This is a genomic window from Arthrobacter sp. 10T419 (genome assembly GCF_056394105.1).
Genome location: NZ_JBFTHF010000003.1, coordinates 105,200 through 128,117, shown reverse-complemented (window position 1 = coordinate 128,117; position 22,918 = coordinate 105,200). Strand labels below are relative to the sequence as shown.

Annotated in this window: 20 protein-coding genes; 11 read left to right on the top strand and 9 right to left on the bottom strand. The window is 70.4% G+C overall.

Going from position 1 to position 22,918, the window contains the following annotated elements:
• Window positions 1-76: 76 nt before the first annotated feature.
• The 3 genes from AC1DBD_RS06870 (at window position 77) to AC1DBD_RS06860 (ending at window position 3,770) form a co-directional block, all read left to right on the top strand.
• A complete protein-coding gene (locus tag AC1DBD_RS06870; protein ID WP_441418003.1) occupies window positions 77-1,780 on the top strand; it encodes a urocanate hydratase in 1,704 nt (567 codons plus the stop codon).
• Window positions 1,777-3,369, top strand: coding sequence for a histidine ammonia-lyase (hutH, locus tag AC1DBD_RS06865; RefSeq protein ID WP_476981718.1), 1,593 nt, complete (start codon window positions 1,777-1,779; stop codon window positions 3,367-3,369). The genes AC1DBD_RS06870 and hutH overlap by 4 nt, the downstream gene beginning before the upstream one ends.
• A gap of 164 nt (window positions 3,370-3,533) precedes the next feature.
• Complete coding sequence (locus AC1DBD_RS06860) at window positions 3,534-3,770, top strand: hypothetical protein (RefSeq protein WP_441418001.1); 237 nt, start codon at window positions 3,534-3,536, stop codon at window positions 3,768-3,770.
• 92 nt (window positions 3,771-3,862) lie between these two features.
• On the opposite strand, the gene AC1DBD_RS06855 is transcribed toward AC1DBD_RS06860, so the two are convergent.
• Complete coding sequence (locus AC1DBD_RS06855) at window positions 3,863-4,099, bottom strand: hypothetical protein (RefSeq protein ID WP_476981717.1); 237 nt, start codon at window positions 4,097-4,099, stop codon at window positions 3,863-3,865.
• Between the two features lie 190 nt (window positions 4,100-4,289).
• Here AC1DBD_RS06855 and AC1DBD_RS06850 point away from each other — a divergent pair, with 190 nt between their 5' ends.
• Entirely contained in the window at window positions 4,290-5,594 is a 1,305-nt protein-coding gene (locus AC1DBD_RS06850) for a cation:proton antiporter (RefSeq protein ID WP_476925986.1), read from the top strand.
• A gap of 34 nt (window positions 5,595-5,628) precedes the next feature.
• On the opposite strand, the gene hutG is transcribed toward AC1DBD_RS06850, so the two are convergent.
• Together hutG and AC1DBD_RS06840 are read right to left on the bottom strand one after the other, a co-directional pair.
• Window positions 5,629-6,600, bottom strand: coding sequence for a formimidoylglutamase (hutG, locus tag AC1DBD_RS06845; protein ID WP_476981716.1), 972 nt, complete (start codon window positions 6,598-6,600; stop codon window positions 5,629-5,631).
• Window positions 6,601-6,770: 170 nt separating this feature from the next.
• Window positions 6,771-8,213 carry an NCS2 family permease gene (locus AC1DBD_RS06840; protein WP_441417997.1) on the bottom strand — a complete coding sequence of 481 codons (1,443 nt, stop codon included), beginning with the start codon at window positions 8,211-8,213 and terminating at the stop codon, window positions 6,771-6,773.
• A gap of 112 nt (window positions 8,214-8,325) precedes the next feature.
• Here AC1DBD_RS06840 and AC1DBD_RS06835 point away from each other — a divergent pair, with 112 nt between their 5' ends.
• A complete protein-coding gene (locus AC1DBD_RS06835) occupies window positions 8,326-9,033 on the top strand; it encodes a copper resistance CopC family protein (RefSeq protein ID WP_476981715.1) in 708 nt (235 codons plus the stop codon).
• A gap of 21 nt (window positions 9,034-9,054) precedes the next feature.
• On the opposite strand, the gene AC1DBD_RS06830 is transcribed toward AC1DBD_RS06835, so the two are convergent.
• Window positions 9,055-9,708 (bottom strand): NAD(P)/FAD-dependent oxidoreductase, encoded by a 654-nt coding sequence (locus tag AC1DBD_RS06830; RefSeq protein ID WP_441418176.1) that lies wholly within the window; start codon window positions 9,706-9,708, stop codon window positions 9,055-9,057.
• 378 nt (window positions 9,709-10,086) lie between these two features.
• On the opposite strand from AC1DBD_RS06830, the gene AC1DBD_RS06825 reads away from it, so the two are divergent.
• From AC1DBD_RS06825 to AC1DBD_RS06805, 5 genes are all read left to right on the top strand, one after another.
• Window positions 10,087-11,124 (top strand): universal stress protein, encoded by a 1,038-nt coding sequence (locus AC1DBD_RS06825; protein ID WP_441417995.1) that lies wholly within the window; start codon window positions 10,087-10,089, stop codon window positions 11,122-11,124.
• Window positions 11,125-11,171: 47 nt separating this feature from the next.
• On the top strand, window positions 11,172-13,982 hold the full coding sequence (locus AC1DBD_RS06820; protein WP_476981714.1) for a PEP/pyruvate-binding domain-containing protein: 2,811 nt from the start codon (window positions 11,172-11,174) through the stop codon (window positions 13,980-13,982).
• Window positions 13,983-14,042: 60 nt separating this feature from the next.
• Entirely contained in the window at window positions 14,043-15,185 is a 1,143-nt protein-coding gene (locus AC1DBD_RS06815) for a LolA family protein (RefSeq protein ID WP_441417993.1), read from the top strand.
• An 83-nt stretch (window positions 15,186-15,268) separates the two neighbouring features.
• Window positions 15,269-16,207 (top strand): ABC transporter ATP-binding protein, encoded by a 939-nt coding sequence (locus AC1DBD_RS06810; RefSeq protein ID WP_441418175.1) that lies wholly within the window; start codon window positions 15,269-15,271, stop codon window positions 16,205-16,207.
• A 7-nt stretch (window positions 16,208-16,214) separates the two neighbouring features.
• Window positions 16,215-17,060: an ABC transporter permease gene (locus AC1DBD_RS06805; RefSeq protein WP_441418174.1), complete on the top strand. Its 846-nt coding sequence runs from the start codon at window positions 16,215-16,217 to the stop codon at window positions 17,058-17,060.
• 27 nt (window positions 17,061-17,087) lie between these two features.
• Here AC1DBD_RS06805 and AC1DBD_RS06800 read toward each other — a convergent pair whose 3' ends face one another.
• The 5 genes from AC1DBD_RS06800 to AC1DBD_RS06780 all read right to left on the bottom strand — a co-directional run bounded on the left by AC1DBD_RS06800 (window position 17,088) and on the right by AC1DBD_RS06780 (window position 22,240).
• Window positions 17,088-18,518, bottom strand: coding sequence for a C40 family peptidase (locus tag AC1DBD_RS06800; protein WP_476981713.1), 1,431 nt, complete (start codon window positions 18,516-18,518; stop codon window positions 17,088-17,090).
• 242 nt (window positions 18,519-18,760) lie between these two features.
• On the bottom strand, window positions 18,761-19,681 hold the full coding sequence (locus AC1DBD_RS06795; RefSeq protein ID WP_441417991.1) for a cation diffusion facilitator family transporter: 921 nt from the start codon (window positions 19,679-19,681) through the stop codon (window positions 18,761-18,763).
• Between the two features lie 29 nt (window positions 19,682-19,710).
• Window positions 19,711-20,163, bottom strand: a complete 453-nt coding sequence (locus AC1DBD_RS06790; protein ID WP_441417990.1) for a metallopeptidase family protein — start codon at window positions 20,161-20,163, stop codon at window positions 19,711-19,713.
• Between the two features lie 10 nt (window positions 20,164-20,173).
• A complete protein-coding gene (locus AC1DBD_RS06785; RefSeq protein ID WP_476925981.1) occupies window positions 20,174-21,223 on the bottom strand; it encodes a DMT family transporter in 1,050 nt (349 codons plus the stop codon).
• A gap of 135 nt (window positions 21,224-21,358) precedes the next feature.
• Window positions 21,359-22,240, bottom strand: a complete 882-nt coding sequence (locus tag AC1DBD_RS06780) for an ArgP/LysG family DNA-binding transcriptional regulator (protein ID WP_476981712.1) — start codon at window positions 22,238-22,240, stop codon at window positions 21,359-21,361.
• Between the two features lie 68 nt (window positions 22,241-22,308).
• Between AC1DBD_RS06780 and AC1DBD_RS06775 the strand changes: the two genes are divergently transcribed.
• A complete protein-coding gene (locus AC1DBD_RS06775) occupies window positions 22,309-22,911 on the top strand; it encodes a LysE/ArgO family amino acid transporter (protein ID WP_441417987.1) in 603 nt (200 codons plus the stop codon).
• The last annotated feature ends 7 nt before the right edge of the window (window positions 22,912-22,918 follow it).

Below are 22,918 nucleotides of genomic sequence, written 5' to 3'. Positions count from 1 at the left end.
TTTCCGGGGCTCCGGACAGGCTTTAGTTGATACAGAACCTCTCCCAGGAACCACCCGAAACTACGAAGGAGCCCCCATGGCACCCGCCGATTTCACCACCGGTGCCCGCCCGGTCAAAGCAGCCCGCGGCACCGAGCTCACCGCCAAGAGCTGGCAGACCGAAGCCCCGCTGCGCATGCTGATGAACAACCTGGACCCCGAGGTGGCCGAGCGCCCGGATGACCTCGTGGTCTACGGCGGCACCGGCCGCGCGGTCCGGTCCTGGGCGGCGTTCGACGCGATCACCCGCACCCTGGAAACCATGGAAAAGGACGAGACCCTCCTGGTCCAGTCCGGCAAGCCGGTCGGCGTCTTCCGCACCAACGAGTGGGCTCCGCGCGTGCTGCTGGCCAACTCCAACCTCGTCGGCGACTGGGCCAACTGGCCCGAATTCCGCCGGCTCGAGGCGGAGGGCCTGATGATGTACGGCCAGATGACCGCCGGGTCCTGGATCTACATCGGCACCCAGGGCATCCTGCAGGGCACCTTCGAGACCTTCGCCGCGATCGCCCGCAAGCTCACCGGGGACGAAAACGGCACCCTCGCCGGCACCCTGACGCTCACCGGCGGCTGCGGCGGGATGGGCGGCGCGCAGCCGCTCGCCGTCACCCTCAACGAGGGCGCCTGCCTGATCGTCGACGTCGACGAGAGCCACCTGCGCCGCCGGGCCGGCAAGCGCTACCTCGACGAGGTGGAAACCGACCTCGACACCGCCATCGCCAAAGTGCTCAAAGCCAAGGAGGAGCGCCGCGGCTGGTCGGTGGGCTACGTCGGCAACGCCGCCACCGTCTTCCCCGAGATCCTGCGCCGCCACAACGCCGGCGAGCTCACCGTGGACATCGTCACGGACCAGACCTCCGCGCACGACCCGCTGAGCTACCTGCCCGAGGGCATCACGGTGGAGGAGTGGCACCGCGAGGCCGCCGCCGACCCGGAAGGCTTCACCAAGAAGGCGCAGGCCTCGATGGCCAAGCACGTCCAGGCCATGGTCGAATTCCAGGACGCCGGCGCCGAGGTCTTCGACTACGGCAACTCCATCCGCGACGAGGCCCGCAAGGGCGGCTACAACCGCGCTTTTGAATTCCCCGGCTTCGTCCCGGCCTACATCCGCCCGCTCTTCTGCGAGGGCCTGGGCCCGTTCCGCTGGGTTGCCCTGTCCGGCGACCCCGAGGACATCGCGGTGACGGACAAGGCCATCAAGGAGCTCTTCCCGGAGAACAAGCACCTGCACCGCTGGATCGACGCCGCGCAGGAGCGCGTCGAATTCGAAGGCCTGCCGGCTCGCATCTGCTGGCTGGGCTACGGCGAGCGGGCCAAAGCCGGCCTGCTGTTCAACCAGCTGGTCAAGGAGGGCAAGGTCAAGGCACCCATCGTGATCGGCCGGGACCACCTCGACTCCGGCTCCGTCGCCTCCCCGTACCGCGAAACCGAAGCAATGGCGGACGGCTCCGACGCGATCGCCGACTGGCCGCTGCTCAACGCCCTGCTCAACACCGCGTCCGGCGCCACCTGGGTGTCCATCCACCACGGTGGCGGCGTGGGCATCGGCCGCTCCATCCACGCCGGCCAGGTCTCCGTCGCCGACGGCACCGAGCTCGCCGCGCAGAAGCTTGAGCGCCTGCTCACCAACGACCCCGGCATGGGTGTCATCCGCCACGCCGACGCCGGCTACGAGCGCGCCGTCGAGGTCGCCAAGGAACGCGGCGTCCGCATCCCCATGAACGAAGGAACCACAAAGTGACCCTTACGACCCACTCACCGCTCACCGTCACCCTCGGCTCCAGCGGCGTCACCCCCGAGGACGTCGTCGCCGTCGCCCGCCACGACGCCAAGGTGACCATCTCCCAGGACGCCCTCGACGCCGTCGCCAAGGTCCGCGCCCACATCGACGACCTCGCGCACAGCGAGACGCCGGCCTACGGCATCTCCACCGGCTTCGGCGCCCTGGCCAACCGGCACATCCCGGGCGGGCTGCGCACCCAGCTGCAGAAGTCGCTGATCCGCAGCCACGCCGCCGGCATGGGCTCGGCCGTGGAACGCGAGGTGGTCCGCGGCATCATGTTCCTGCGCGCCAAGACTCTCGCTTCCGGCCGCACCGGCGTCCGCCCCGTGGTGCTGCAGACCATGGTGGACGTGCTCAACGCCGGCATCACGCCGGTGGTCCGCGAATTCGGTTCGCTGGGCTGCTCGGGCGACCTCGCGCCGCTCTCGCACTGCGCCCTGGTCCTGATGGGCGAGGGCGAAGCGGTGGGCCCGGACGGCGAACTGTTCGGCGGCAAGGGCGGACGCCCCGTCGCCGAGCTCCTCGCCGCGCACGGCATTGAACCCGTCACCCTCGCCGAGAAGGAAGGCCTGGCGCTCGTCAACGGCACCGAGGGCATGCTGGGCATGCTGCTGATGGCCATCGCGGACATCCGCCAGCTGCTCACGACGGCGGACATCACCGCCGCGCTCAGCGTCGAGGCGCTGCTCGGCACGGACCAGGTGTTTCTGCCGGAGCTGCACGCCGCGCTCCGGCCGCACCCGGGCCAGGCCGCTTCCGCGGACAACATGCTGCGGGTGCTGTCCGACTCCCCGATCGTGGCCTCGCACCGGGTCAACGACACCAAGGTCCAGGACGCCTACTCGCTGCGCTGCGCCCCCCAGGTGGCCGGCGCCGTCCGCGACACCGTCGACCACGCTGCGCTGGTCGCTTCGCGCGAACTCGCCGCCGCGATCGACAACCCCGTGGTCCTGCCGGACGGCCGGGTCAGCTCCAACGGCAATTTCCACGGCGCCCCGGTGGCCTACGTGCTGGACTTCCTCGCGATCGCCGTCGCGGACATGAGCTCCATCGCCGAGCGCCGGACCGACCGGATGCTGGACCCGGCCCGCTCGCACGGGCTGCCGGCCTTCCTCGCCGCGGATCCCGGCGTCGACTCCGGCCTGATGATTGCGCAGTACACCCAGGCCGGGCTGGTCTCGGACAACAAGCGGCTGGCCGTTCCGGCGTCGGTGGATTCGATCCCGAGCTCGGCCATGCAGGAAGACCATGTCTCGATGGGCTGGCACGCGGCCCGCAAGCTGCGCCGCGCGGTGGAGAACCTGCGCCGCGTCCTGGCGATCGAGCTGGTGACCTCCGCCCGGGCCCTGGACATCCGCACCCAGCTCTCCGGCGGCGAACTCACGCCGGGCCCGGCAGGGGCCGCGGTGATCGCGGTGCTGCGCGACGTCGTCGAGGGGCCCGGAACCGACCGGTTCCTCTCACCTGAGCTGGAGGCAGCCGACCTGCTCGTGGCCTCAGGCAAGGTGCGCGCCGCCGCCGAATCCGCCGTCGGAAATCTGGCCTGACGGCAAAGAAAATACGAGCCGGCCGGGCATTTCCCGGAGCCCCCGAAATGTTCGGCAACACGGCCGCCGGGGGCGCAGCAAATGTAGTAAGAATATGATGTAGCCCACACCAAAGACGTTGTGGCGGAAAAGTAAAAAACGAACCTACAAAGGGGTAGAAGTTCATGAAATCACGCGGGACGGTCATGTCCAGGCGCACGGCGTTCGCCGCCACGGTCTCCGACTGGAGGAGCCTCAAGGCGGGGGACCAGGTGGAAATCCTCAAGCACGCACAGCTGCTGGCAGCCGGGGAAGTCGAAGAAGTGTCGTCCAGCGGAAATGTGCTCTGGCTGGTGCCGGGTACACCCTCGGAGGCGCAGCTGTTCCTGAAGTCCGACGGTGTGCAGGTGCGGCGCAGCTAGGCGCCGGCGCCGCGGCGCAGAATCAAGCACAAAGAAGGGCCGGTGAGGGGTGCATCCCTCACCGGCCCTTGGCCTGTTCCGGCCCGCGCTGACTAGGCCGCGACGTCCTCGTGGGTCTCACCGAAGGGCACGGTGTCGTCCAGCGCCACGGTGTAGGCGCCCGGCTCGTGGCGGGTAACCCGGATCCCGCAGCGGCGGTCCTGGACGGCCGAGGCGATCAGGGTGTTGACGGCGTTTTCGAGGCCGTGGTGGACCTCCTCCGCGCTGGCAAACGAGAGCTTGATGGACGTGGCGTCAGAGGCCTGGGTCCGCATGGTGTGTGTGTTCATTGACTGGTCTTTCCTAGAATCCGGCCGGTTGGCCACCCGCTATTCTAGTCTGTCCGGCGTGGCGTCCCGGTCCGGAGCCGATAGTGTGCAGGTGGCGGTATATCTTTTTAGGCGAGGGGCGCCGTTCTGTTGGAACGGCGCCCCGACCCATTCCGGGCCTGCACCCCGGTTGTGGCAGGAGGGCGTGCACATGTTCGAAGCTCCCAGTATTGTCTTTTTTGCGGCCGGAATCGCCGTCTTCATCGCGGCGGTGCTGCCCAAGCTGCTGCGCAACGCGCCCCTGTCGATGCCGATGGTTTTCCTCGGGGCAGGGATGCTGGCGTTCACGCTGATGCCGGCCCTGCCGAACCCCGACCCCCTGCAGCACGGGGAGTTCTTCACCCACCTGACCGAAGTCTGCGTCATCATCTCGCTGATGGGCGCCGGACTGGCGTTGGACCGGCCCGTCGGACGCCGGCGGTGGTCCACGACCTGGCGGATGCTGGGCCTGGCCATGCCGCTGTGCATCATCGGCCTGACCCTGCTGGGAATGTGGTTCCTGGGGCTCGGCCTTGGGGCCGCGCTCCTGGTCGCCGCCGCCCTGGCCCCGACCGACCCGGTCCTGGCCTCCGAGGTGCAGGTGGGGGAGCCCGCGGACGAGGAAGACGAGACCGAGCGCGAGGACGAGATCCGCTTCGGCCTCACCTCCGAGGCGGGCCTGAACGACGGGCTGGCGTTCCCCTTCGTCTACCTGGCCATCGCCATCAGCTTCGTGGGCGCCTCGCCGTCGGGCTGGCTGGGTCACTGGCTGGCCGTGGACGTGCTCTGGCGGATCGGCATCGGCGTGCTGCTGGGACTCGCGACGGGCAAGCTGCTGGGGCGGCTTTTCTTCACGGCCCGGCATGAGAGCGTCCGGCTCTCCAACCACTCCGAGGGCTTTGTGGCCCTCGCGGCGACATTCCTTGCCTACGGCGTCACGCAGATGGTCGAGGGTTACGGCTTCGTCGCAGTGTTCGTCTGCGCTGTCACCATCCGGGCCGCCGAGCGCACGCACGGCTTCCACCGGGTGATGCACTCGTACGTGGAGCAGCTGGAACGGCTCATGACCGTGGTCATCCTGGTGCTGCTGGGCGGGGCGATCGCACGCGGCCTGCTGGCCGGGATCGGCTGGACCGAGGTGCTGGTGGCGTTGGCGTTCCTGCTCCTGGTCCGACCGCTGGCGGGCTGGCTCGGGCTGGCCCGGGGCAAGACCGGCCCGCGGGAACGCATCGCCATCTCCTTCTTCGGCATCCGCGGCATCGGCTCGCTGTACTACCTCGGCTACGCCCTCGGCCGCGGCAACTTCAGCGCCCAGGCGCAGGAACTCTGGGCGTTTGTGGGACTGGTCGTGGCCATGTCGATCGTGCTGCACGGCGCGACGACGGCGCCGGTGATGAACCGGCTGGACCGGCTGCGTGAGCGCCGCGCGGTGGAGCAGCACGGCGACGAGGGCCAGGCGCCGCGCACCGCCATCTGAGCGCCCCGGCGAGCCGTGCCGCGCCGCCGGCCAGCTACCGCAGCAGTGTGTTGATCAGCCGCGCGGCGACCCTGGCGGTACGACCGTCGACGTCGAAGTCCGGGTTCAGCTCCGCGACATCAAGGTGCAGCAGTTTCCCGCTCGCGGCCACCTGCCGGCAGACGGCGCTGATCACCGGCAGCGGGACGCCGTAGGCCGCCGGGGCGCTCACCCCGGGCGCCACCGACGCCGGCAGCACGTCCAGGTCGATGGTCAGGTACAGCGCGTCCACCTGGGCCAGGAACGCGGCCACGAAAGCCTGCGCGGCGTCCGCGGAACAGTCCTCGTCCAGCAGGTAGTCCACGCCCAGCTCCGCGGCGGTCCGGAACAGCGCCTTGGTGTTGTTCGGTTCGGAAATCCCGACGACGGCGTACTTTAGTTCGCGTCCCGCGGCGGCTTCCGCCCGGGCCATCTGCAGGAACGGGGTGCCGGAACTGGGCACCGGCTCGTCGCGCAGGTCGAAGTGCGCATCCAGGTTCAGCACGCCCACCTTCAGCCCCTCCCGGACCGCGGCGGAGCCGGCCACGCCCAGGTAGCTGGCGAAGGCGGTCTCGTGGCCGCCGCCGAGGACCACCGGCAGGGCGCCGGCGTCGAGCAGGCCGGTGATGGCGAGCCCGGCCCGTGCCTGCCCGGCCTCCAGCGCGTCCCCGGTGACGGTGACGTCGCCGGCGTCGTGCACTTCCCGGTCCAGATGGAAGGCCAGTGGGCCGAGGGCGGCGCGGATGGCGGCCGGCGCGGCGGCGGCCCCGACCCGGCCCTTGTTGCGCCGCACTCCGGCGTCGCTGCCGAAGCCGAGGATGACGGCGGGCCGCGCGCCGGCGGACGCGGCCGGCTGCCGGTGCCCGAGCGGGTGGGCAGTGTAGGGCGTCACGGCCTGCCACCAGCGGCGGTGGTCGGCGCCGTCGCCGTCGAACCGTCCGGTCCAGGGCTGCGGCGGGACGTCGGCGGTGCGGGCGGAAGAAGGCATGTCCCTAGCTCACCGCAGCCCGGGCCGGAAAACCAGCAGCGCCGCCGTCGGAGTGTCCGAAATCCCGGAAACCCTGCTTAAACGCCGCCGAGATGACATTTCACGGCAATGTTTTCCAAGAACACTGCCGCGAAATGCCATCTCGGCGGATGGGAGTCGGTCCGGGATCCTTAATGGATGCCGAGCGCGGCCTCGATCGGGCCGATCCCGAAGAACAGCAGGAACGCGGCGGCCACGGCCCACATCAGCGGGTGCACCTCGCGGGCGCGGCCCTGGACCAGGCGGATCAGCACGAAGGAGATGAATCCGGCGCCGAGGCCGTTGGCGATCGAGTAGGTGAACGGCATCAGCGTGAAGGTCAGGAACGCGGGAATCGCGATGCCCCAGTCCTGCCAGTCGATCTTGCCGACCTGGGAGACCATCATGAAGCCGACGACGACGAGCGCAGGAGCCACGGCTTCAAACGGCACCAGGTTGATCAGCGGGGTGAAGAACATGGCAACGAGGAACAGCAGGCCGGTGACGATCGAGGCCAGGCCCGTGCGGGCGCCTTCGCCGATGCCTGCGCCGGATTCGACGTAGATCTGGTTGGAGGAGACGGACGCGCCGCCGCCCACGATTGCGCCCAGGGCGTCAATCTGCAGCACGCGGTCCACGTTGGGGATGTTGCCGTCCTTGTCGATGGTGCCGGCCTCGGTGGCCAGGCCAACCATCGTCCCCATGGCGTCGAAGAAGATGCTCAGCAGGATCACGAACGCCAGCAGGGTCGCGGCCACGAAGCCGAGGTGCTCGAACGCGCCGAACGGGTTGGCCTTGCCGATCAGGGACAGGTCCGGGGCGGCCCATTCGGTGAACTTGGGCGCCACGAGGGACCAGCCCTGCGGGTTGAAGTTCTTGCCGTCGAAGCTGGGCCCGATGTGCAGGGTGAATTCCAGGATCACGGACAGGATTGTGGAGGTGATGATGCCGATCAGGATCGCGCCCTTGACCTTGCGAACCACGAGGGCGATGGTCAGGACCAGGCCGATCACGAACACCAGCGTGGGCCAGCCCAGCAGCTTGCCGTCGAAGCCGAGGCCGACGGGGACCGTGGTGCCCGCGACGTCCGGGATGCGGCGGACGAAGCCGGCATTGACCAGGCCGATCAGGGCGATGAAGAGGCCGATGCCGACGACGATCGCTGTCTTCAGCCCTTCCGGGACCGCCCGGAACACGGCGGTCCGGAAACCGGTGAGCACCAGGATCAGCATGGTGACGCCGGAGAGGACCACCAGGCCCATCATGTCCGGCCAGGTCAGGCCCGGGTTGGTGGCGACGGTGACGGCCACGAAGGCGTTGACGCCGAGGCCGGTTGCCAGCGCGAAGGGATGCTTGGCCCAGGCTCCCATCAGGATGGTCAGGATGCCAGCCACGAGGGCGGTCACGGCGGCGACGGCCGGGAAGCCGAGCGTTCCGCCGGACGAATCCGGGCCGGAAAGGATCAGCGGGTTCAGCACCACGATGTAGCTCATGGCGAAGAACGTGGCGAACCCGCCACGGATCTCGCGCGAGAAGTTCGACCCCCGCTCGGAAATCTTGAAATACCGGTCGAGTGCAGAGCCCTGCTTAAGCATTGGTCCTCCGGGAGGGAAAAGGGGTGTTAGCTAAATCCTATTAGGCGTGACGGCGCCCACCCGCCAAACTCGCCTAGTCTGTAAGGAAGCCAACACAAGGAGCAGGCCAGCCATGCGTTTCATCCGACAACTTCCGGGCGCCCTGCTGGGCCTGATCGTGGCGGCCACGGTCCTGCTGGGCTCAGCCCTCCTGGCTGCCGGTCCGGCGTCGGCCCACGACGCCGTGGAGTCGACCAGCCCCGCCGCCGGCGCGACGGTGCCCACCCCGCCGGCAGCGGTTGCGATCACGCTCAGCAATCATCCGCTCGCCCTCGGCACACAGATCAAGGTCAGCGACGCCACCGGCAGCAACTGGGCCGATGGCGGTGTGGACATCGTGGACAACGTGGCCTCGCAAAAGCTCAAGGCGGGCGCGCCGGCCGGGCTCTACACGGTGCAGTGGCGGGTGGCCAGTTCGGACGGCCACCCGATAGAGGGCACCTTCACCTTTACCGCGGCGGCAGGCGCGACGGCGGCCGGAAGCGCACCTGCGCCGGGCACGGTCCCGACGCTGGGTACCGCCCAGCCGGGAACGACCATCGCGCCCTCGCCGGCGCCGGACGCCTCGCAGCCCTTTCCGTGGAGCATCGTCATCTTCGTGGCGGTGGCGGTCGGCATCCTGGTGGCCCTGGGCCTGATGGCAAAGCGGCGGCTTAATGGCGGCGACGACGAAGACGGCTACGGCGACGCCGAGACAGACGCCGACACAGCCGGCGACGCCGAGACAGACGCCGACACAGCCACCAACCCGGAAGAATCCACCGGGGGACCCCGGAGCTAGGCTGGAGGCCGGAGACGGCTCCTAGGCCGGCAGCGCCAGCCCCGCAGACAGCAGCGCGGGCATGCCTTCCGGATGGACTTTGGCGGAAATCGCCTGGCCCACCAGCTTGGCCTGGCGCAGGACTTCCTTCGGCGTGGGGGTAATCAGCTCGCCCACGCCGACGAGGTACATGCCGAGTGCGTGCATGGCCGCCATGAGGTTCTGGCCCGCGGCAACCCCCAGCTCAGCGAGCATGCGGCGCAGTTGGCTGTGCGCGCAGCGGGTGAGGACCAGATGGTCGGCGTACAGGATTCCGTTGGGGGTGCTGACGGCCCACTGCTGTGCCGGCTGCCCGGTTCCTTGGAAGTCCAGGCTGGCGTCCGCCGGGCCATCCGCGTCAAGGTGGTCCAGTTGCAGCGCGCGGACGTTGTTACGGACATCGAGGTGGTGGCTGGCGGCGTAGTTCCGCAGGTGGCGCAGGATCTCGTTGCGCTCCCGGAGGGTGGCTGCGTCCGCCGCGTCGCAGCGCTGCAGCGAGGAAGTGTTGGCCGGGTTCCCGGCCCCGAGCAGATCCAGGCCGTCCACGACGATGGCTTCAACCCCCCGGCGCTGCAGCTCGCTGGCGACCGCCAGCCCGGACAGGCCCGTGCCGATGACCACAGTGCTGGTCCGTTCGATTCCGCCGTACACAGGCATGCTCGACACTGCGGGGTCCCTCCTCGAATGATGCGGATTCCGGGCCCATGCCCGGAACGCTTTTCCGGCGATCCGTCCCGACGCACTCCACAGGGGAGGCTGCGATCTGAAAGACGAGTCTCGGTTCAGCAATGCCTCAGAGGATACCCAAGATTGCGGGCTGTGAACAGGGCCGGCCCGACATTGTATTTATGCGGGTTTTCGCCGGTTTGTCCGGGTTCCGGCAGACGCATTAACCAATGATCCGCGGGTTTCCGGGGCCACGGAGGCCGTGTAAACACTGGGTAAACCTTGCCTGCGTCCCGGGTGGAAGCCGCGGCCTGACTCTTCTGGCAGAATAGCCGCAACACAGCCACGTAACGCGAGGAGGCGGACCCCATGGCCCGAGAACAGGTGCATCCGGATCCGGCGGGGGACGCCGCCGGCCACGGCTCCGCTCCTCGGGGCATAGTGGTCGGTGTTGACGGCTCGGACCACAGCCACTGCGCCCTGGTGTGGGCGGCCCGGGAAGCCGAGCGCCGGCACCGTCCGCTGCACATCGTGACCGCCTACTCGGTGCCGGTTTTTGCCGCGTCCGGGCTGGACGGCGGGTACGCGACGGTGGACGATTCGGTAATCCGCGAGGGCGCGGAGGCCATCCTGAAGCAGGCGCTGGACAAGGTCGCCGGGTACTCCATCGACGTCGATGCCTCGGTGGAGAATGGCGACGCCTCCGGTGTCCTGCTGGAAATGACGGAAACCGCCGAGCTGCTGGTTTTCGGAACCCGCGGCCGGGGCGGCTTCGTGGGCCGGCTCCTCGGTTCGGTCAGCAGCGCGCTTCCCGCCCACGCCAAATGCCCCACGGTCACGGTGCCGCTGATCTGCGGCGACCGGCTGGGCGAAACCACGCAGGACAAACACGTCCGTGCCGAACGGGAAAAGTCGGGCCACCAGCCGGTGGAAAACGTCGTGGTGGTGGGCGTGGACGGCTCCGAGCAGGCCCGGGTGGCGGTCCTCGAAGCGGCCGCCCAGGCTGAACGCCTCTCCGCGACGCTGCGCCTGGTCTGCGCCGTTCCGCAGTACAGCGGCTCGCTTGCCTGGGTTCCGGCCCCGATGGACCGCGAGGCCCTCTTTGCCGATATCCGGGTCCAGCTCGACGCCGGCGTGGCCTGGATTAAGAGCCACTTCCCCCGGCTCGACGTCGAAACCCAGCTCGTCGACGGGTCGCCGATCGACATCCTCGTCGAGGCGAGCCGGCACGTGGAACTCGTGGTGGTGGGCACCCGCGGCCGCGGCGGCTTCGCCGGGATGCTGCTGGGATCCACCTCGGACGGCATCCTGCACCACGCGAAGGGCCCCGTCATGGTGGTTCCGGACCGGGATGACCCGCGGCTGGCCGACCGGCCCAGCTTCGGACCGATGCTCGGCGACTCGTAGCCCGGACCCGGGAGCACGCGCTTCCCCAGTGAAGGGAGGGCCGGCAGGTGGAGCAGTTACCCGTTCCAAACGCGCCCCGGCATGGCCCGGGGCTGGTGCTCGGCTTGGAGCTGGTCGGCGCGGAACTGCTGAACGCCGTCGGCGGCAAGGCCGCCAACCTCGGCGAACTGCTGCGCGCACGGCTCCCGGTGCCGGCCGGCTTCTGCCTGACCACACAGGCCTACCGGCGCGCCACCTCGGGTGCAGGGCTCGACACCGTCCACGCCGGGTTGGCCGCGGCCGCACCGGGGGACCTTCCCGGACTCGCCGGACTGGCCGCCGCCGCCCGCCGCCTGGTCCTGGCCGTGGACATCCCGGCCGACATTGCCGAGGCCGTCAGAGAGGCCTATTCGGCGCTGGGACCGGACACCCCGGTGGCGGTCCGCTCGTCCGCTACCGCCGAGGACCTGCCGTTCGCCAGCTTCGCCGGACAGCAGGACACCTTCCTGAACGTCGTGGGCGCCGACGCGGTCCTGGCCGCCGTCCGGCAGTGCTGGGCCTCGCTTTGGACCGACCGCGCCGTGAGCTACCGCGCCATCCAGGGGATCAGTCCGGCGGCCGTGTCGCTCGCCGTTGTGGTCCAGCGGATGGTGGACGCAGCCGTGGCCGGCGTCCTGTTCACCGCCAATCCGGTCACCGGCAGGCGGCACGAGGCGGTCATCGATGCCAGCCCGGGCCTCGGCGAGGCGGTGGTGTCCGGGGCGGTCAACCCGGACCACTTCGTCATTGACAGCGGCACCCGGAGAATTCTCGAGCGCCGGATCGGGAGCAAAGCGGTGGTGATCCGGCCGGTGCCGGGCGGCGGAACGGAGCGGACCGAGCGGACCGCCCGGTCCGGCGCGGGCCCGCAGCCCTGTGTCGACGACGTCCAGCTCCTGGGCCTGGAGCTGCTCGGCCGCCGCGCGGAGGTGCACTTCGGGGCGCCGCAGGACCTCGAATGGGCGATCGACAGCGGCGGAGCGGCATGGCTGACGCAGTCGCGTCCCATCACCACGCTCTACCCCCTGCCGGAGCGGCCGGAGCGGGCGCCGGTCCGCGATGGAACCCGCGTCTACCTTTGCTTCAGCCTGGCCCAGGGCCTGACCCGGCCACTGACCCCGATGGGGCTGGCAGGCTTCCGGCTGATCGCTTCGTCCGTGGCGCGGGCGGCGCATTTCGAGGTTCCCGCACCGCACGACGGGCCGACGCCGTATGTCCAGGCCGGGCAGCGGCTCTTCTTCGACCTGACCCCGGTGGTGCGCAGTACCGTCGGGCGGGCCATCGTGCCCCGGGTTTTCGACGTGATGGAAGCCCGCTCCGCGGCAGTGCTGCGGGAGCTGTTCGGGGACCCCCGGTTTTCCGTCACCAGCAGGTCCCCGTGGCGGCTGCTGCGGCACATCGGCCCCGTGGCGGCGCGGGCCAGGGTGCCCGGGTCGCTGCTTCGTGCCCTGTTCAGGCCCAAGGTCGCGCTGCGCCGGGCGGAACAGTTCGGCGAACGGTTCCGGGGCACCCTGGTGGTCCCCGCCGGGTCCACCGCGGTGCAGCGGCTGGACCACGTGGAGCGCATCCTGGGCCGGGAGCTCTTCCCGGTGGTGCCCAATGTCCTCCCGCTGCCGGCCCTGGGCTTTGCCCTGCTCGCGGCCGCCGGCAGGCTGCTGGGACCTGCCGGCGGCCCAGGTGCGCTGCAGCCGGTCCTGCGGGGGCTGCCCAACAACGTCACCACCGAAATGGACCTGGCCCTCTGGCGGCTCGCCTCGGCCATCCGGGCCGACGCCAGCGCAACCGCCGTCTTCGACGGCGCAGGCTTCGATGATGCCGTCGTGCCGGACCTCGTCCGCCGCTACCGCGACCGGACGCTGCCCGCCGTCGTGCAATCCGGGATCGCCGGCTTCCTGGGCCGCTACGGTCACCGGGCGGTGGCGGAAATAGACCTCGGGATGCCCCGCTGGTCCGACGATCCGACCCACCTCCTCGGCGTCCTGGCCAACTACCTGCGGCTGGAGGATCCGGGCCAGGCCCCGGACCGGCAGTTCAGCAAGGCGGCGCGCGACGCCGAGGCCCAGGTGGAGCGACTGGTCGCCGCCGCGGGGGAGCGGGGCAGGCTGCGGGCCGCGCTGGTGCGGGCGGCACTGAAGCGCATCCGGATGTTCGCCGGGCTGCGCGAACTGCCGAAGTACCACATCGTCGAGGCGATGGCCGCGGTGCGGGGACAGCTCCAGGCCATCGGGACGGAGCTGGTGGCGTCCGGACGTCTCACGGACGCGGACGACGTCTTCTTCCTGGACCTGATCGAGGTCCGTAACGGTCTCGCCGGGAGCCAGCTGCAGCACCTCGTCGCGGAACGCCGCGCAGCCTATGCCCGCGAACTGGGCCGCCGCCACATTCCGCGGGTGCTGCTCTCGGACGGGACGGAACCGGAGGCGCTGCAGGACGGCGCCGCCGGGGCGGGGGCAGGAACCCCCGGAGTGCTGACCGGCACGCCCGCATCGGCCGGCACCGTCACCGGCAGCGCCCGCGTCATCCTTGAGCCGCAGGGGGCGCGGCTGGAGCCCGGCGAGATCCTCGTGGCACCCTCCACGGATCCGGGCTGGACGCCGCTGTTCCTGACTGCCGGCGGCCTCGTGATGGAAATGGGCGGCCCCAACTCGCACGGCGCCGTCGTCGCCCGGGAGTACGGGATTCCCGCAATCGTCGGGGTCCCGGACGCCACCTCGCTGATCGTCACCGGGCAGGCCGTCACGGTCGACGGCGCCGCCGGCACCGTAGTCCCGGACGGGCCGCGGAACGGCGGCGGGCCACCGGCGGGCGTTGCCCCGGAGGAATCTGCCGGGACACGGTGATGCCGGCCGCATCCGGGCGTAATGTTGAAACATGAGCTGCCAAGATGGAGCGCGGTCGCAATGACCCGTACCTGGTTGCGCTGGCTGCCAGCCGCAACCGTTCCCGCCGTGATCGCCGCCGGGGTGCTGGCGGGATCCCTGCCGGCCAGCGCGGGGGACCCGCTGCCCGCCAAATCACCCGAGCAGGTGCTGGAGCTGATCGCCCAGCACCGCGACCCGTCCTTCTCCGGAACCCTGGAACAGACCTCGGACCTGGGCCTGCCCGACCTTCCCAAAACCGGCCCGGGAACCGCGTCCGGTGACACCGCCTGGCTGGAGCTGCTGACAGGACCGCACACGGCCCGGGTCTACCGCGACGGGGCGGACAGTGCCCGCATCCAAGTGCTGGACCGGCTCGCCGAACGTGACGTCATCCGGCACGGCGACCAGCTCTGGTTCTACAACTCCAAGGACAACACCGCCGCGCACGCGGTCCTCCCGGCCGGCGGCCGTCACCCGTCCGGACAGGAATCCGTGCCGACCCCGGACCGCCTGGCCGCCAAGCTGCTCGCCGCCCTCGACCGGAGCAGCAATGTGAGCGTCGGGACGGATGTTGAGGTCGCCGGCCGCCCCGCCTACCAGCTGGTGCTCACCCCCAGGTCCACGGCCACGCTGCTGGCCTCCGTCTCGATTTCGGTGGACGGCCAGAGCGGAATGCCGCTCGGCGTTGAAGTGAAGGCCCGCGGCCAGTCCGATCCGGCGTTCAGCGTCGCGTTCACCAAACTTTCGCTGCAGGCGCCGGACGCCGCGATCTTCCAGTTCAGCCCGCCCCCGGGTGCCACCGTCAAGGAGCTCCCGGTCCCGGACCACAAGGCGACCGGCGCCAAGGAAAAGCGCGGCACTGCCACGAAGGCCCCGGGCACAGCCACAAAGGCCCCCGGCACGGCGTCGAAGGACAAGGTCAAAGTCAGCGGAACCGGCTGGGAATCCGTCGTCGAACTGCCGGCTGGCTCCCTGACCAAGGCAGCACCGGCCAAGGGAGGGCCGGAGCAGCAGGGCGGCCCCGGGAGCGCGGCGTCGCTGCTGGCCCAGGCGACGGTGCCCGTGGCCGGCGGCAGGCTCCTTTCGACCGCCCTGCTGAACGTGCTGATCCTCGACGACGGCCGCGTCTTCGCCGGGTCGGTCCCGCTGGAACGGCTCCAGGCCGCGGCTGCCGCCCGGTGACCGCCGTCGCGCCGTTACCCGAACTGCCGTCCGCCGAACTGAGCATCGAGACCCGGGGCTTGAGTAAGCGCTTCGGCCGGCAAATGGCGGTCGACGGCGTCGACCTGGCCGTACCCCGGGGCTCGGTCTTCGGTTTCCTGGGCCCCAACGGCTCCGGCAAGACCACCACCATCCGGATTATGCTGGGCCTCGCAGCTGCGTCGAGCGGCTCGGTCCGCGTCCTGGGCGAGGAGATGCCGCGGCAACTGCGCACCGTGCTGCCGCGGGTGGGCGCCCTGGTCGAGGGGCCGGCCTTCTACCCCTTCCTCTCGGGAGCCGCGAACCTGCTGCGCTTCGACGCCGCCGATCCGGAGGCCCAGGCCGGGACGCGGCGCGCGCGGGTGCGCACCGCGCTGGAACGGGTGGGCCTGGCGCACGCCGCGGACAAGAAAGTCCGGGCCTATTCGCTGGGCATGAAGCAGCGGCTGGGGATCGCCAATGCCCTGCTGGCACCCCGGGAGCTCCTGGTGCTGGATGAGCCGACCAACGGCCTGGACCCGCAGGGCACGCGCGAGGTGCGGCACCTGGTGCGGTCCCTGGCCGCGGACGGCGCCACGGTGTTCGTCTCCAGCCACCTGCTCGCCGAGGTGGAACAGATCTGCACGCACGCGGCCATCATGAGTGCCGGACGCCTGGTGGCCCAGGGCCCGCTGGCGGGGTTGCGGCAGGCCGGGCAGTCCAGGGTCCGGCTGCTGACGCCCGACCCCGGCGCCGCGGCCAGGGTGATGGCCGGCCTGGGATTGACCCCCGACGGCGGTGGTTCTGGCAGCGGACAGCCCGACGGCGGGGGATCCGCAGCCGCGGGCGAGGTGCTCTATGCGCCGCTGCCTTCCGGCCCCGCCGGAGGCGCCCCCACGCCCGAACAGCTGGTGGCGGCCCTCGTAGCGGCCGACGTCCGGGTCCGCGGCTTCACCGTGGAACAGGGCAGCCTCGAGGACCGCTTCGTCGAGCTGACAGGGGAGGGGTTCGACGTTGCCCAGTGATTCGACGGTGCAGGGCGGGGCAGCGGGCCCTGCCACGGCCCCGACCCTGCGGCTGCTCGGCTCCGAGCTGGGGGTCCTGTTCCGGCGCCGCCGGACCTGGGCCATGTTGCTCGCCCTGGCCGCCATTCCGGTGCTGATCGCCGTGGCCGTGCGGCTCTCCTCGGCGGTGCCGCCCGGGCGCGGGCCCGCGTTCCTGGACCGGATCAGCCAGAACGGGTTGTTCGCCGGCGTCACGGCCATGCTGGTCGCCGTCCCCTTGTTCCTCCCGCTCACGATCGGGGTGGTCGCCGGGGACACCGTGGCGGGCGAGGCAGGACTGGGAACCCTGCGGTACCTGCTGGCGGCCCCGGCCGGGCGGGGAAGGCTGCTGGTGGCCAAGTTCGCGGGCGCGGTCGTGTTCGCCGTCGCGGCCCCGTTCACGGTGGCCCTGGTCGGGGCAGGCATCGGCGCCGCGCTCTTCCCGGTGGGTCCCGTGACCCTGCTGTCAGGGGACTCGATCGGCGCCGCCGAGGCGTTGGGGCGGCTGCTGCTGATTGCCGCCTATCTGGCCGTGTCCCTCGTGGGGCTGTCCGCCATCGGCCTGTTCATGTCCACCCTCACGGACGTGCCCGTCGGCGCGATGGCGGCAACGGTGGTGTTCGCCGTCGTCTCCCAGGTCGCCGATGCGCTGCCCCAACTGGAGTGGCTGCACCCGTGGCTCTTTACCCACCGCTGGCTCGACTTCGCCGACTTACTGCGCCAGCCCATCGTCTGGGACTCGTTCGCCGCCAATGCCCTGCTGCAGGGCGGCTATCTGGCCGTCTTCGGCGCCCTCGCCTACGCCCGGTTCACTACGAAGGACGTGCTCTCCTAGGGCATCCGGGCGACGCCGTTCCGGGCATCAGTACCGGGCGGCGTAGGGGTAGAGCTGCATCCCGGCCATGGACGCGAGGTCCGTCACGGTGATCCCGCTCTCCGGGTTCAGCGCCTGCACTACACGGCCCCCGCCAAGGTAGATGGCCACGTGGTAGAACCCCGGGGCCGAGCCCCAGACCAGCAGATCCCCAGGCTGCGCTGCGGCAAGCGGCACCTTCACCGGCGCCTGCGCAAACTGCTCGGCGGCGGTGCGGGGCAGGCTCTTGCCGGCCGCGGCGAACGCGTTCTGGACCAGACCGGAACAGTCAAAGCCGTAGGCGCCCGTTCCGCCGTATTGGTAGAAGTAGGGCGCGCCCACCTTGCCCATGGCCGAGGACAGCGCTGTCTGGTTGGAACCGCCGGGGGCCGGGGCCGGGACCGGGGCCACCGGGGCCGGAGGCGGCGGGGCCGGCGCGGGGGCCCGCGGAGGAGCCGGGGACGGCGGGACGGGCGCGGGATCCCGTGGCGCCGGGACGGTCGGCGCCGGCCGCGGCGCGGCTGAGGCCGGCGGTGCGGGCGGCCTGGGCGTCGTGCCGGACGGCCGGCCCGGGGTGGCCGGTGCCGGCTGCGCTGCCCGGGCAGGCTGTCCGGTGGGCGCCGCCTCCCGTGTCAGGGCCGCGAGCCGTGCCTGCTGGCGCTGCCGGTCGAGTGCGTCCACCCGCGCTGATTCGAGCGCCACGGTGGTGTTGCGAAGGGTGGCGAGTTGGCCGACCAGGACCGTCCGCTGCGCCGCGGCCTCTGACACTGCTTTCTGCCGGTCCGCGTCGGCGCGTTCGGCGTCGGCCTTGCGGGACTCCGCGGTGCGGGCAGCATCATCGGCGGCGCGGTCGGCCTCGGCGGCGGCATCCTTCGACGACCGGGCGGCGGCAGCGGCGGTCTCTGCTGATTGGAAGGCGCGGGTGCGGCTGGCGGCCACCGCCTCCAGCGTGGCGGCCTGTTGCAGCGCCTCGCCGTTCCCGCCGACCAGGTTGCCGAGCGCCGGCGTCATCCCGCCATTGCGGTAGAGATCACCGGCGAGTTGGCCAATCAGTTTGCGCGCCTTTTTCTGCTCAGACTCGGCGGCGGCGGCCTTGGCTTCCGCCAGCTCGGCGGCATCCCGCCGGATCTGGAGTTCCACCAGGGCATCGACGTAGGCGTTGTTGGCGGCGAGCGAGGTGGCCAGGCCGGCCTCCTTGGCCGCGGAAGCGTCGGCCAGGATCCGGTCGATCCGGTTGACCTGATCCGCCGTCGCGCTTTCGCTGGCCTTCGCCGCGGCGATGTCCGCGGGCGTCGGGAGGTCCGGCGCGGCCGGCATCCTCAGGCCGGGGACCGACTTCGTGGCGGCCGGGGCGGCCTGGGCGGGGATCGCCAACGTTCCGAGCAGTACGACGGCGGTGCACAGGGCGGCGGCCCTGCCGCCGGGTCCGGTCCAACTCATGGAAAAACCTCGTTGCAGTCAGGCTGGCGCGAGCGAGGTCTGAAATTGGCGCATGAAAAAGCCCCTCTGCGGATCGCCCAGCAGGGACGAGGCTACGTGCCAAATACCACTTTGGCAACAAGAGTCACATCAATAACATAAACAACAACAATGTCATTTGGTCACATTCGCAGGGGCGTGTCGAGCATTGCGGCGGGTGCCGGGGCGGGGCAGATGTACCCGTACACCGCTGCGCCGGCCGGTCAGGCGTGCTGGTGCGCCTCGTGTTCCGCATGGGTGGCCGGTTCGAGCTGGAAGGTGCAATGTTCGGTGTCGAAGTGCGAGCCAAGGCAGGTGACCAGTTTGTCCAGCACCCTGTCGGCGCCGCGGGCGCCCAGCGCAGCGTCCTCCACGACCACGTGGGCAGAGAAGACCGGCACCCCTGAGGTGATCGTCCAGATGTGGATGTCGTGGACGGACACCACGCCGTCGACGGCCAGGATGTGTTCGCGGATCATCTGGACGTCCACGCCCTTGGGAGTGGCTTCGAGGAGCACGTCCACGACGTCCCGGAGCAGGTGCCACGCCCGGGGCAGGATCATCAGCGCGATCAGGATCGAGGCGATGGTGTCAGCGGCCTGGTAGCCGGTGACCATGATGACGATGGCCGCGACTATGACGGCGAAGGAGCCCAACAGGTCGCCCAGGACTTCCAGGTACGCTCCGCGGACGTTGAGGCTTTCCTTCTGTGCGCCGCGGAGGATCATCAGCGAGACCAGGTTGGCGACCGCGCCCAGGACGGCGGCGAACAGCATAACGTCGGTGTGGACCTCGGGAGCCGAGCCAAGGCGCCGGATGGCTTCGGTGAAGATGACCACGGAAATGACGATCAGGACCAGCGCGTTGGCCAGCGCGGCCAGGACCTCCGCCCGCTGGTAGCCGTAGGTCCGCGCATCGCTCGCCGGCCGCGCGGCAATCCAGGCCGCCAGCAGCGCGATGAAGACGCCGGCGGCGTCGGAGAGCATGTGCCCGGCGTCGGCGAGCAGGGCCAGCGAACCGGAAACGAGGGCGCCCACGACCTGAATCAGGACCACGGACAGGGTGATGCCCAGCACGGCGATCAGGCGCTTGCGGTGCTTCCCGGTCGCCGTGATCCCATGTGAGTGGCTGTGGTCGTGTCCCATGATTCCAAGGCTAGTCCCACCGGAGGCGGCTAGCCCCAGCCGAGATCGTGCAGCCGTTCGTCGCTGATGCCGAAGTGGTGTGCGATCTCATGGACCACGGTGACCGTCACTTCCTCGACCACGTCCTCGCGGGAGGCACAGAGGTCCAGGATCGGCTGGCGGTAGATGGTGATCCGGTCCGGCAGCGAACCGGCGTCCCACCAGGAATCCCGCTCGGTCAGCGGCACGCCCTCGTAGAGGCCCAGCAGAACCGTGTCCGGGTCCTCGTCCGGTTGGGGGGTGTAGTCGTCCTCGATGAAGACCGCCACGTTGTTCATGGTCTTCGCCAATTCCGGCGGGATCCGGTCCAGGGCGTCGCCCACCGCGGCTTCGAATTCGTCCTCGGACATCGGGAACGGTCCGTGGTGGCGGTCGTGGTTGTGGCCTGCGTCGTCGTTCCCGCTGGGCACGATCGGCAGGCCGGGAGGGAGTGATGCGGGCATACCCGGAACTCTATGCCCTGGCCGGTGCGCCCCGCAGCGGCCGGGAACGGCGCCGGGTCAGCGCGACGCCGGCGAGGCAGATCACGCCGCCCACGAGGCCCCAGATGGTGGGGATCTCGCCCAGCACCAGCCAGGAGATCAGGATGGTGGTCCCGGGCACCAGGTAGGTGGTGGCGGCAAGCCGTCCGGCGTCGATCAGCGAGAGCGCATAGGCCCAGGTGGTGAACGCGATCGCAGTGGGAAAGACGCCCAGGTACACCAGCCCCAGCGTTGCGGGCAGCGGCGCCGCCTGCAGTTCAGCGACGAGCTGACCGCTAAAGGGCAGGCAGCACACGGCGCCTACCATGATGCCGAACCAGGTGGCCTGGGCCGCGGGGAACTTCCGGAGCACCGGCTTCTGCACGATCACGCTCACCGCCGCGAGGGCGGCCGCGAGCAGGCAGAGCAGCACGCCGGCAACGTCCGCCGTCGAGCGCTGGCCGGAACCGAGGGCAATCACTGCCACGCCACCGAAGGCCACCAGGCTGCCGATGATCAGCCAGCGCGGGAAGCCTTCCTTCAGGATGATCCCGGCCATCACTGCGACGAGGATGGGGTTGACGTTGATCAGCAGGGCGGCGGTGCCGGCGTCGAGCATGTGTTCGGCGGCGTTCAGGGCAACGTTGTAGCCGCCGAACCACATCACGCCGTAGGCCAGGATGGGCCACCACTCACGGCCCCGGGGCAGCACGGCGGTCTTGCGGAACTGCGGCAGTACCACGAGACCCAGCACGACGGCGGCCACGGCAAGCCGTCCCAGGGTCAGCGGTCCGGGGGAGAAGCTGGGGCCGACCGCGCGGATGCCCACGAAGGCCGACGCCCAGAGCACCACGGTGACGACGACGGCGGCGATTCCGAGCCTGCTGATCTGCCCGGGCCGGAGGGTTGCCTGCGCCGCGGCCGGTGGGGCGGCATGCGAGGCCGCTTCGTGCGTGCTGTCCGGGTGCGTGCCGTCCGGGTGGGTATTGTCCGGATGTGCGCTGTCCGGGGAGGGGGAGCCTGTCTCGGCTGTTGTTGCCATGCTGCCAATCTAGCCCGTGCGGCGGCCCGGCAGCTGGCGGGAATCGGTCAGGTCTAGTCGGTTTACTGCCAAAATGCAGCCAAGCCCAGCGCCGCGCCCGGCCCGGCGCACCGGCGCAGATTCAGCGGCCCTGATTCACCGGAGCGGGCGGGCGGCGGCCTGGATGGCCGCCGCGACCTCGTCAAGTGCGGCCGATCCGTGCCGCCATTGCTGCCAGTGGAGTGGGACATCCACGTGCGCCGCGGGATCCAGTGCCGTCATCGTGCCGCGCTGCAGTTCCTCCGATACTTCGATTTCGGGGAGCAGCCCCCAGCCCATCCCCCAGCGGATGGCTTCGCCGAACTCGTGGGCGGCCGGAATGTAATGCCGGGGCGGGTTCAGTGCCGTGCGGCTCACCGACCGGAGGTATCGGTCCTGTAAATCATCCTTGCGGTCGAAAACAATGACCGGGGCGGCGGCGAGGGTAGCCGCCGAGGCGCCGCCGGAAAACCACCGGGCGGCGAAACCGGGGGTGCAGACCGGCAGGTAGCGCATGACACCCAGCCGCCGTGAGGTGCAGCCGGGCGCCGCCTCGGCCGTGGTGGTGATGGCGGCGGCCGCGGCGCCGCTGCGCAGGAGCTCCAGCGAATAGTCCTGGTCCTCCCGGAGAATCTCGAGCTGGACCCTTCCCGCCACCGCGGCCAGTCCGGCCAGCGCCCAGGTATGCAGGGAATCGCTGTTGATCACCAGGGCCAGGCGCGTCCGCCCGTGCGGTTCCTCCGGCCGCAGCTCCTCGGCAAGGTCTGCGGAAAGGAGCTCCAGCTGCCGGGCAAACCGCACCACCGCCTGGCCGGACTCGGTGAGTCCCGCCGGCCGGGCCCGGGTGAGCACGGGACGGCCGACAGCGGCCTCGAGGGCACGGATCCGCTGGCTGATGGCCGAGGGGGTCACGGATAGGTGGGCGGCTGCGGCGTCGAAACTTCCGTGCGTGACGATGGCAGCCAGCGTCCGGGCCTGCTCGGGGGAGATGTCCATCATTAGCCAACCTTATGTGGCAACAGAAAGATTAGCTGGCTTCATCTTTGCCCGGCGCTTACCGTCGAAGGGTGATCCTTCCCCTGTTTTCCGGCCTCTCCGCCGGCCTGTCGCTCATTGTGGCCATAGGCGCGCAAAATGCCTTCGTCCTCCGACAGGGCATCCAGCGCTCCCATGTGGCCATGGTGGTGGCTGTCTGTGCCGTTTCGGACCTGGTGCTGATCGTGCTGGGCGTCGCCGGCATCGGCGTCCTCTTGGACCGGGCGCCCGCCGCCCTCGTGGTGATCAAGTGGGCGGGAGCCGCGTTTTTGCTCGTCTACGGAGCGCTCGCGGCCCGGCGCGCGATCGGCGGGGAACAACTGGACCTGCCCGGGGATAAGCCCCCGGGCAGCAGGGCGGCCGTACTGGCCACCTGCCTGGCTTTCACCTGGCTGAACCCGCACGTCTACCTGGACACCGTCTTGCTGCTCGGGTCGCTCGCGGCCGCCCACGGCGAGTCCGGACGCTGGTGGTTCGCGGCCGGCGCTGGCCTTGGAAGCATTGCGTGGTTCACCGCCCTTGGCGCGGGGGCGCGCTTCCTGGCCTCCCTGTTCCGGCGCCGGGCGGCCTGGCGGGTGCTCGACGCCGCAATCGCCGTCGTGATGATTACGCTTGCTGTGTTGTTGCTTGCTTGAGCGCCGC

Excerpts from the sequence above, each read along its gene's own strand:
- AC1DBD_RS06810 (WP_441418175.1), top strand. The coding sequence starts at position 15,269 with ATGGCGGTCGACGGCGTCGACCTGGCCGTACCCCGGGGCTCGGTCTTC.
- hutG (WP_476981716.1), bottom strand. The coding sequence starts at position 6,600 with ATGCCTTCTTCCGCCCGCACCGCCGACGTCCCGCCGCAGCCCTGGACC.
- AC1DBD_RS06850 (WP_476925986.1), top strand. The coding sequence starts at position 4,290 with ATGTTCGAAGCTCCCAGTATTGTCTTTTTTGCGGCCGGAATCGCCGTC.
- AC1DBD_RS06860 (WP_441418001.1), top strand. The coding sequence starts at position 3,534 with ATGAAATCACGCGGGACGGTCATGTCCAGGCGCACGGCGTTCGCCGCC.
- AC1DBD_RS06855 (WP_476981717.1), bottom strand. The coding sequence starts at position 4,099 with ATGAACACACACACCATGCGGACCCAGGCCTCTGACGCCACGTCCATC.
- AC1DBD_RS06815 (WP_441417993.1), top strand. The coding sequence starts at position 14,043 with ATGACCCGTACCTGGTTGCGCTGGCTGCCAGCCGCAACCGTTCCCGCC.
- AC1DBD_RS06835 (WP_476981715.1), top strand. The coding sequence starts at position 8,326 with ATGCGTTTCATCCGACAACTTCCGGGCGCCCTGCTGGGCCTGATCGTG.
- AC1DBD_RS06840 (WP_441417997.1), bottom strand. The coding sequence starts at position 8,213 with ATGCTTAAGCAGGGCTCTGCACTCGACCGGTATTTCAAGATTTCCGAG.
- AC1DBD_RS06795 (WP_441417991.1), bottom strand. The coding sequence starts at position 19,681 with ATGGGACACGACCACAGCCACTCACATGGGATCACGGCGACCGGGAAG.
- AC1DBD_RS06780 (WP_476981712.1), bottom strand. The coding sequence starts at position 22,240 with ATGATGGACATCTCCCCCGAGCAGGCCCGGACGCTGGCTGCCATCGTC.
- AC1DBD_RS06870 (WP_441418003.1), top strand. The coding sequence starts at position 77 with ATGGCACCCGCCGATTTCACCACCGGTGCCCGCCCGGTCAAAGCAGCC.
- AC1DBD_RS06825 (WP_441417995.1), top strand. The coding sequence starts at position 10,087 with ATGGCCCGAGAACAGGTGCATCCGGATCCGGCGGGGGACGCCGCCGGC.
- AC1DBD_RS06790 (WP_441417990.1), bottom strand. The coding sequence starts at position 20,163 with ATGCCCGCATCACTCCCTCCCGGCCTGCCGATCGTGCCCAGCGGGAAC.
- AC1DBD_RS06830 (WP_441418176.1), bottom strand. The coding sequence starts at position 9,708 with ATGCCTGTGTACGGCGGAATCGAACGGACCAGCACTGTGGTCATCGGC.
- AC1DBD_RS06785 (WP_476925981.1), bottom strand. The coding sequence starts at position 21,223 with ATGGCAACAACAGCCGAGACAGGCTCCCCCTCCCCGGACAGCGCACAT.
- AC1DBD_RS06800 (WP_476981713.1), bottom strand. The coding sequence starts at position 18,518 with ATGAGTTGGACCGGACCCGGCGGCAGGGCCGCCGCCCTGTGCACCGCC.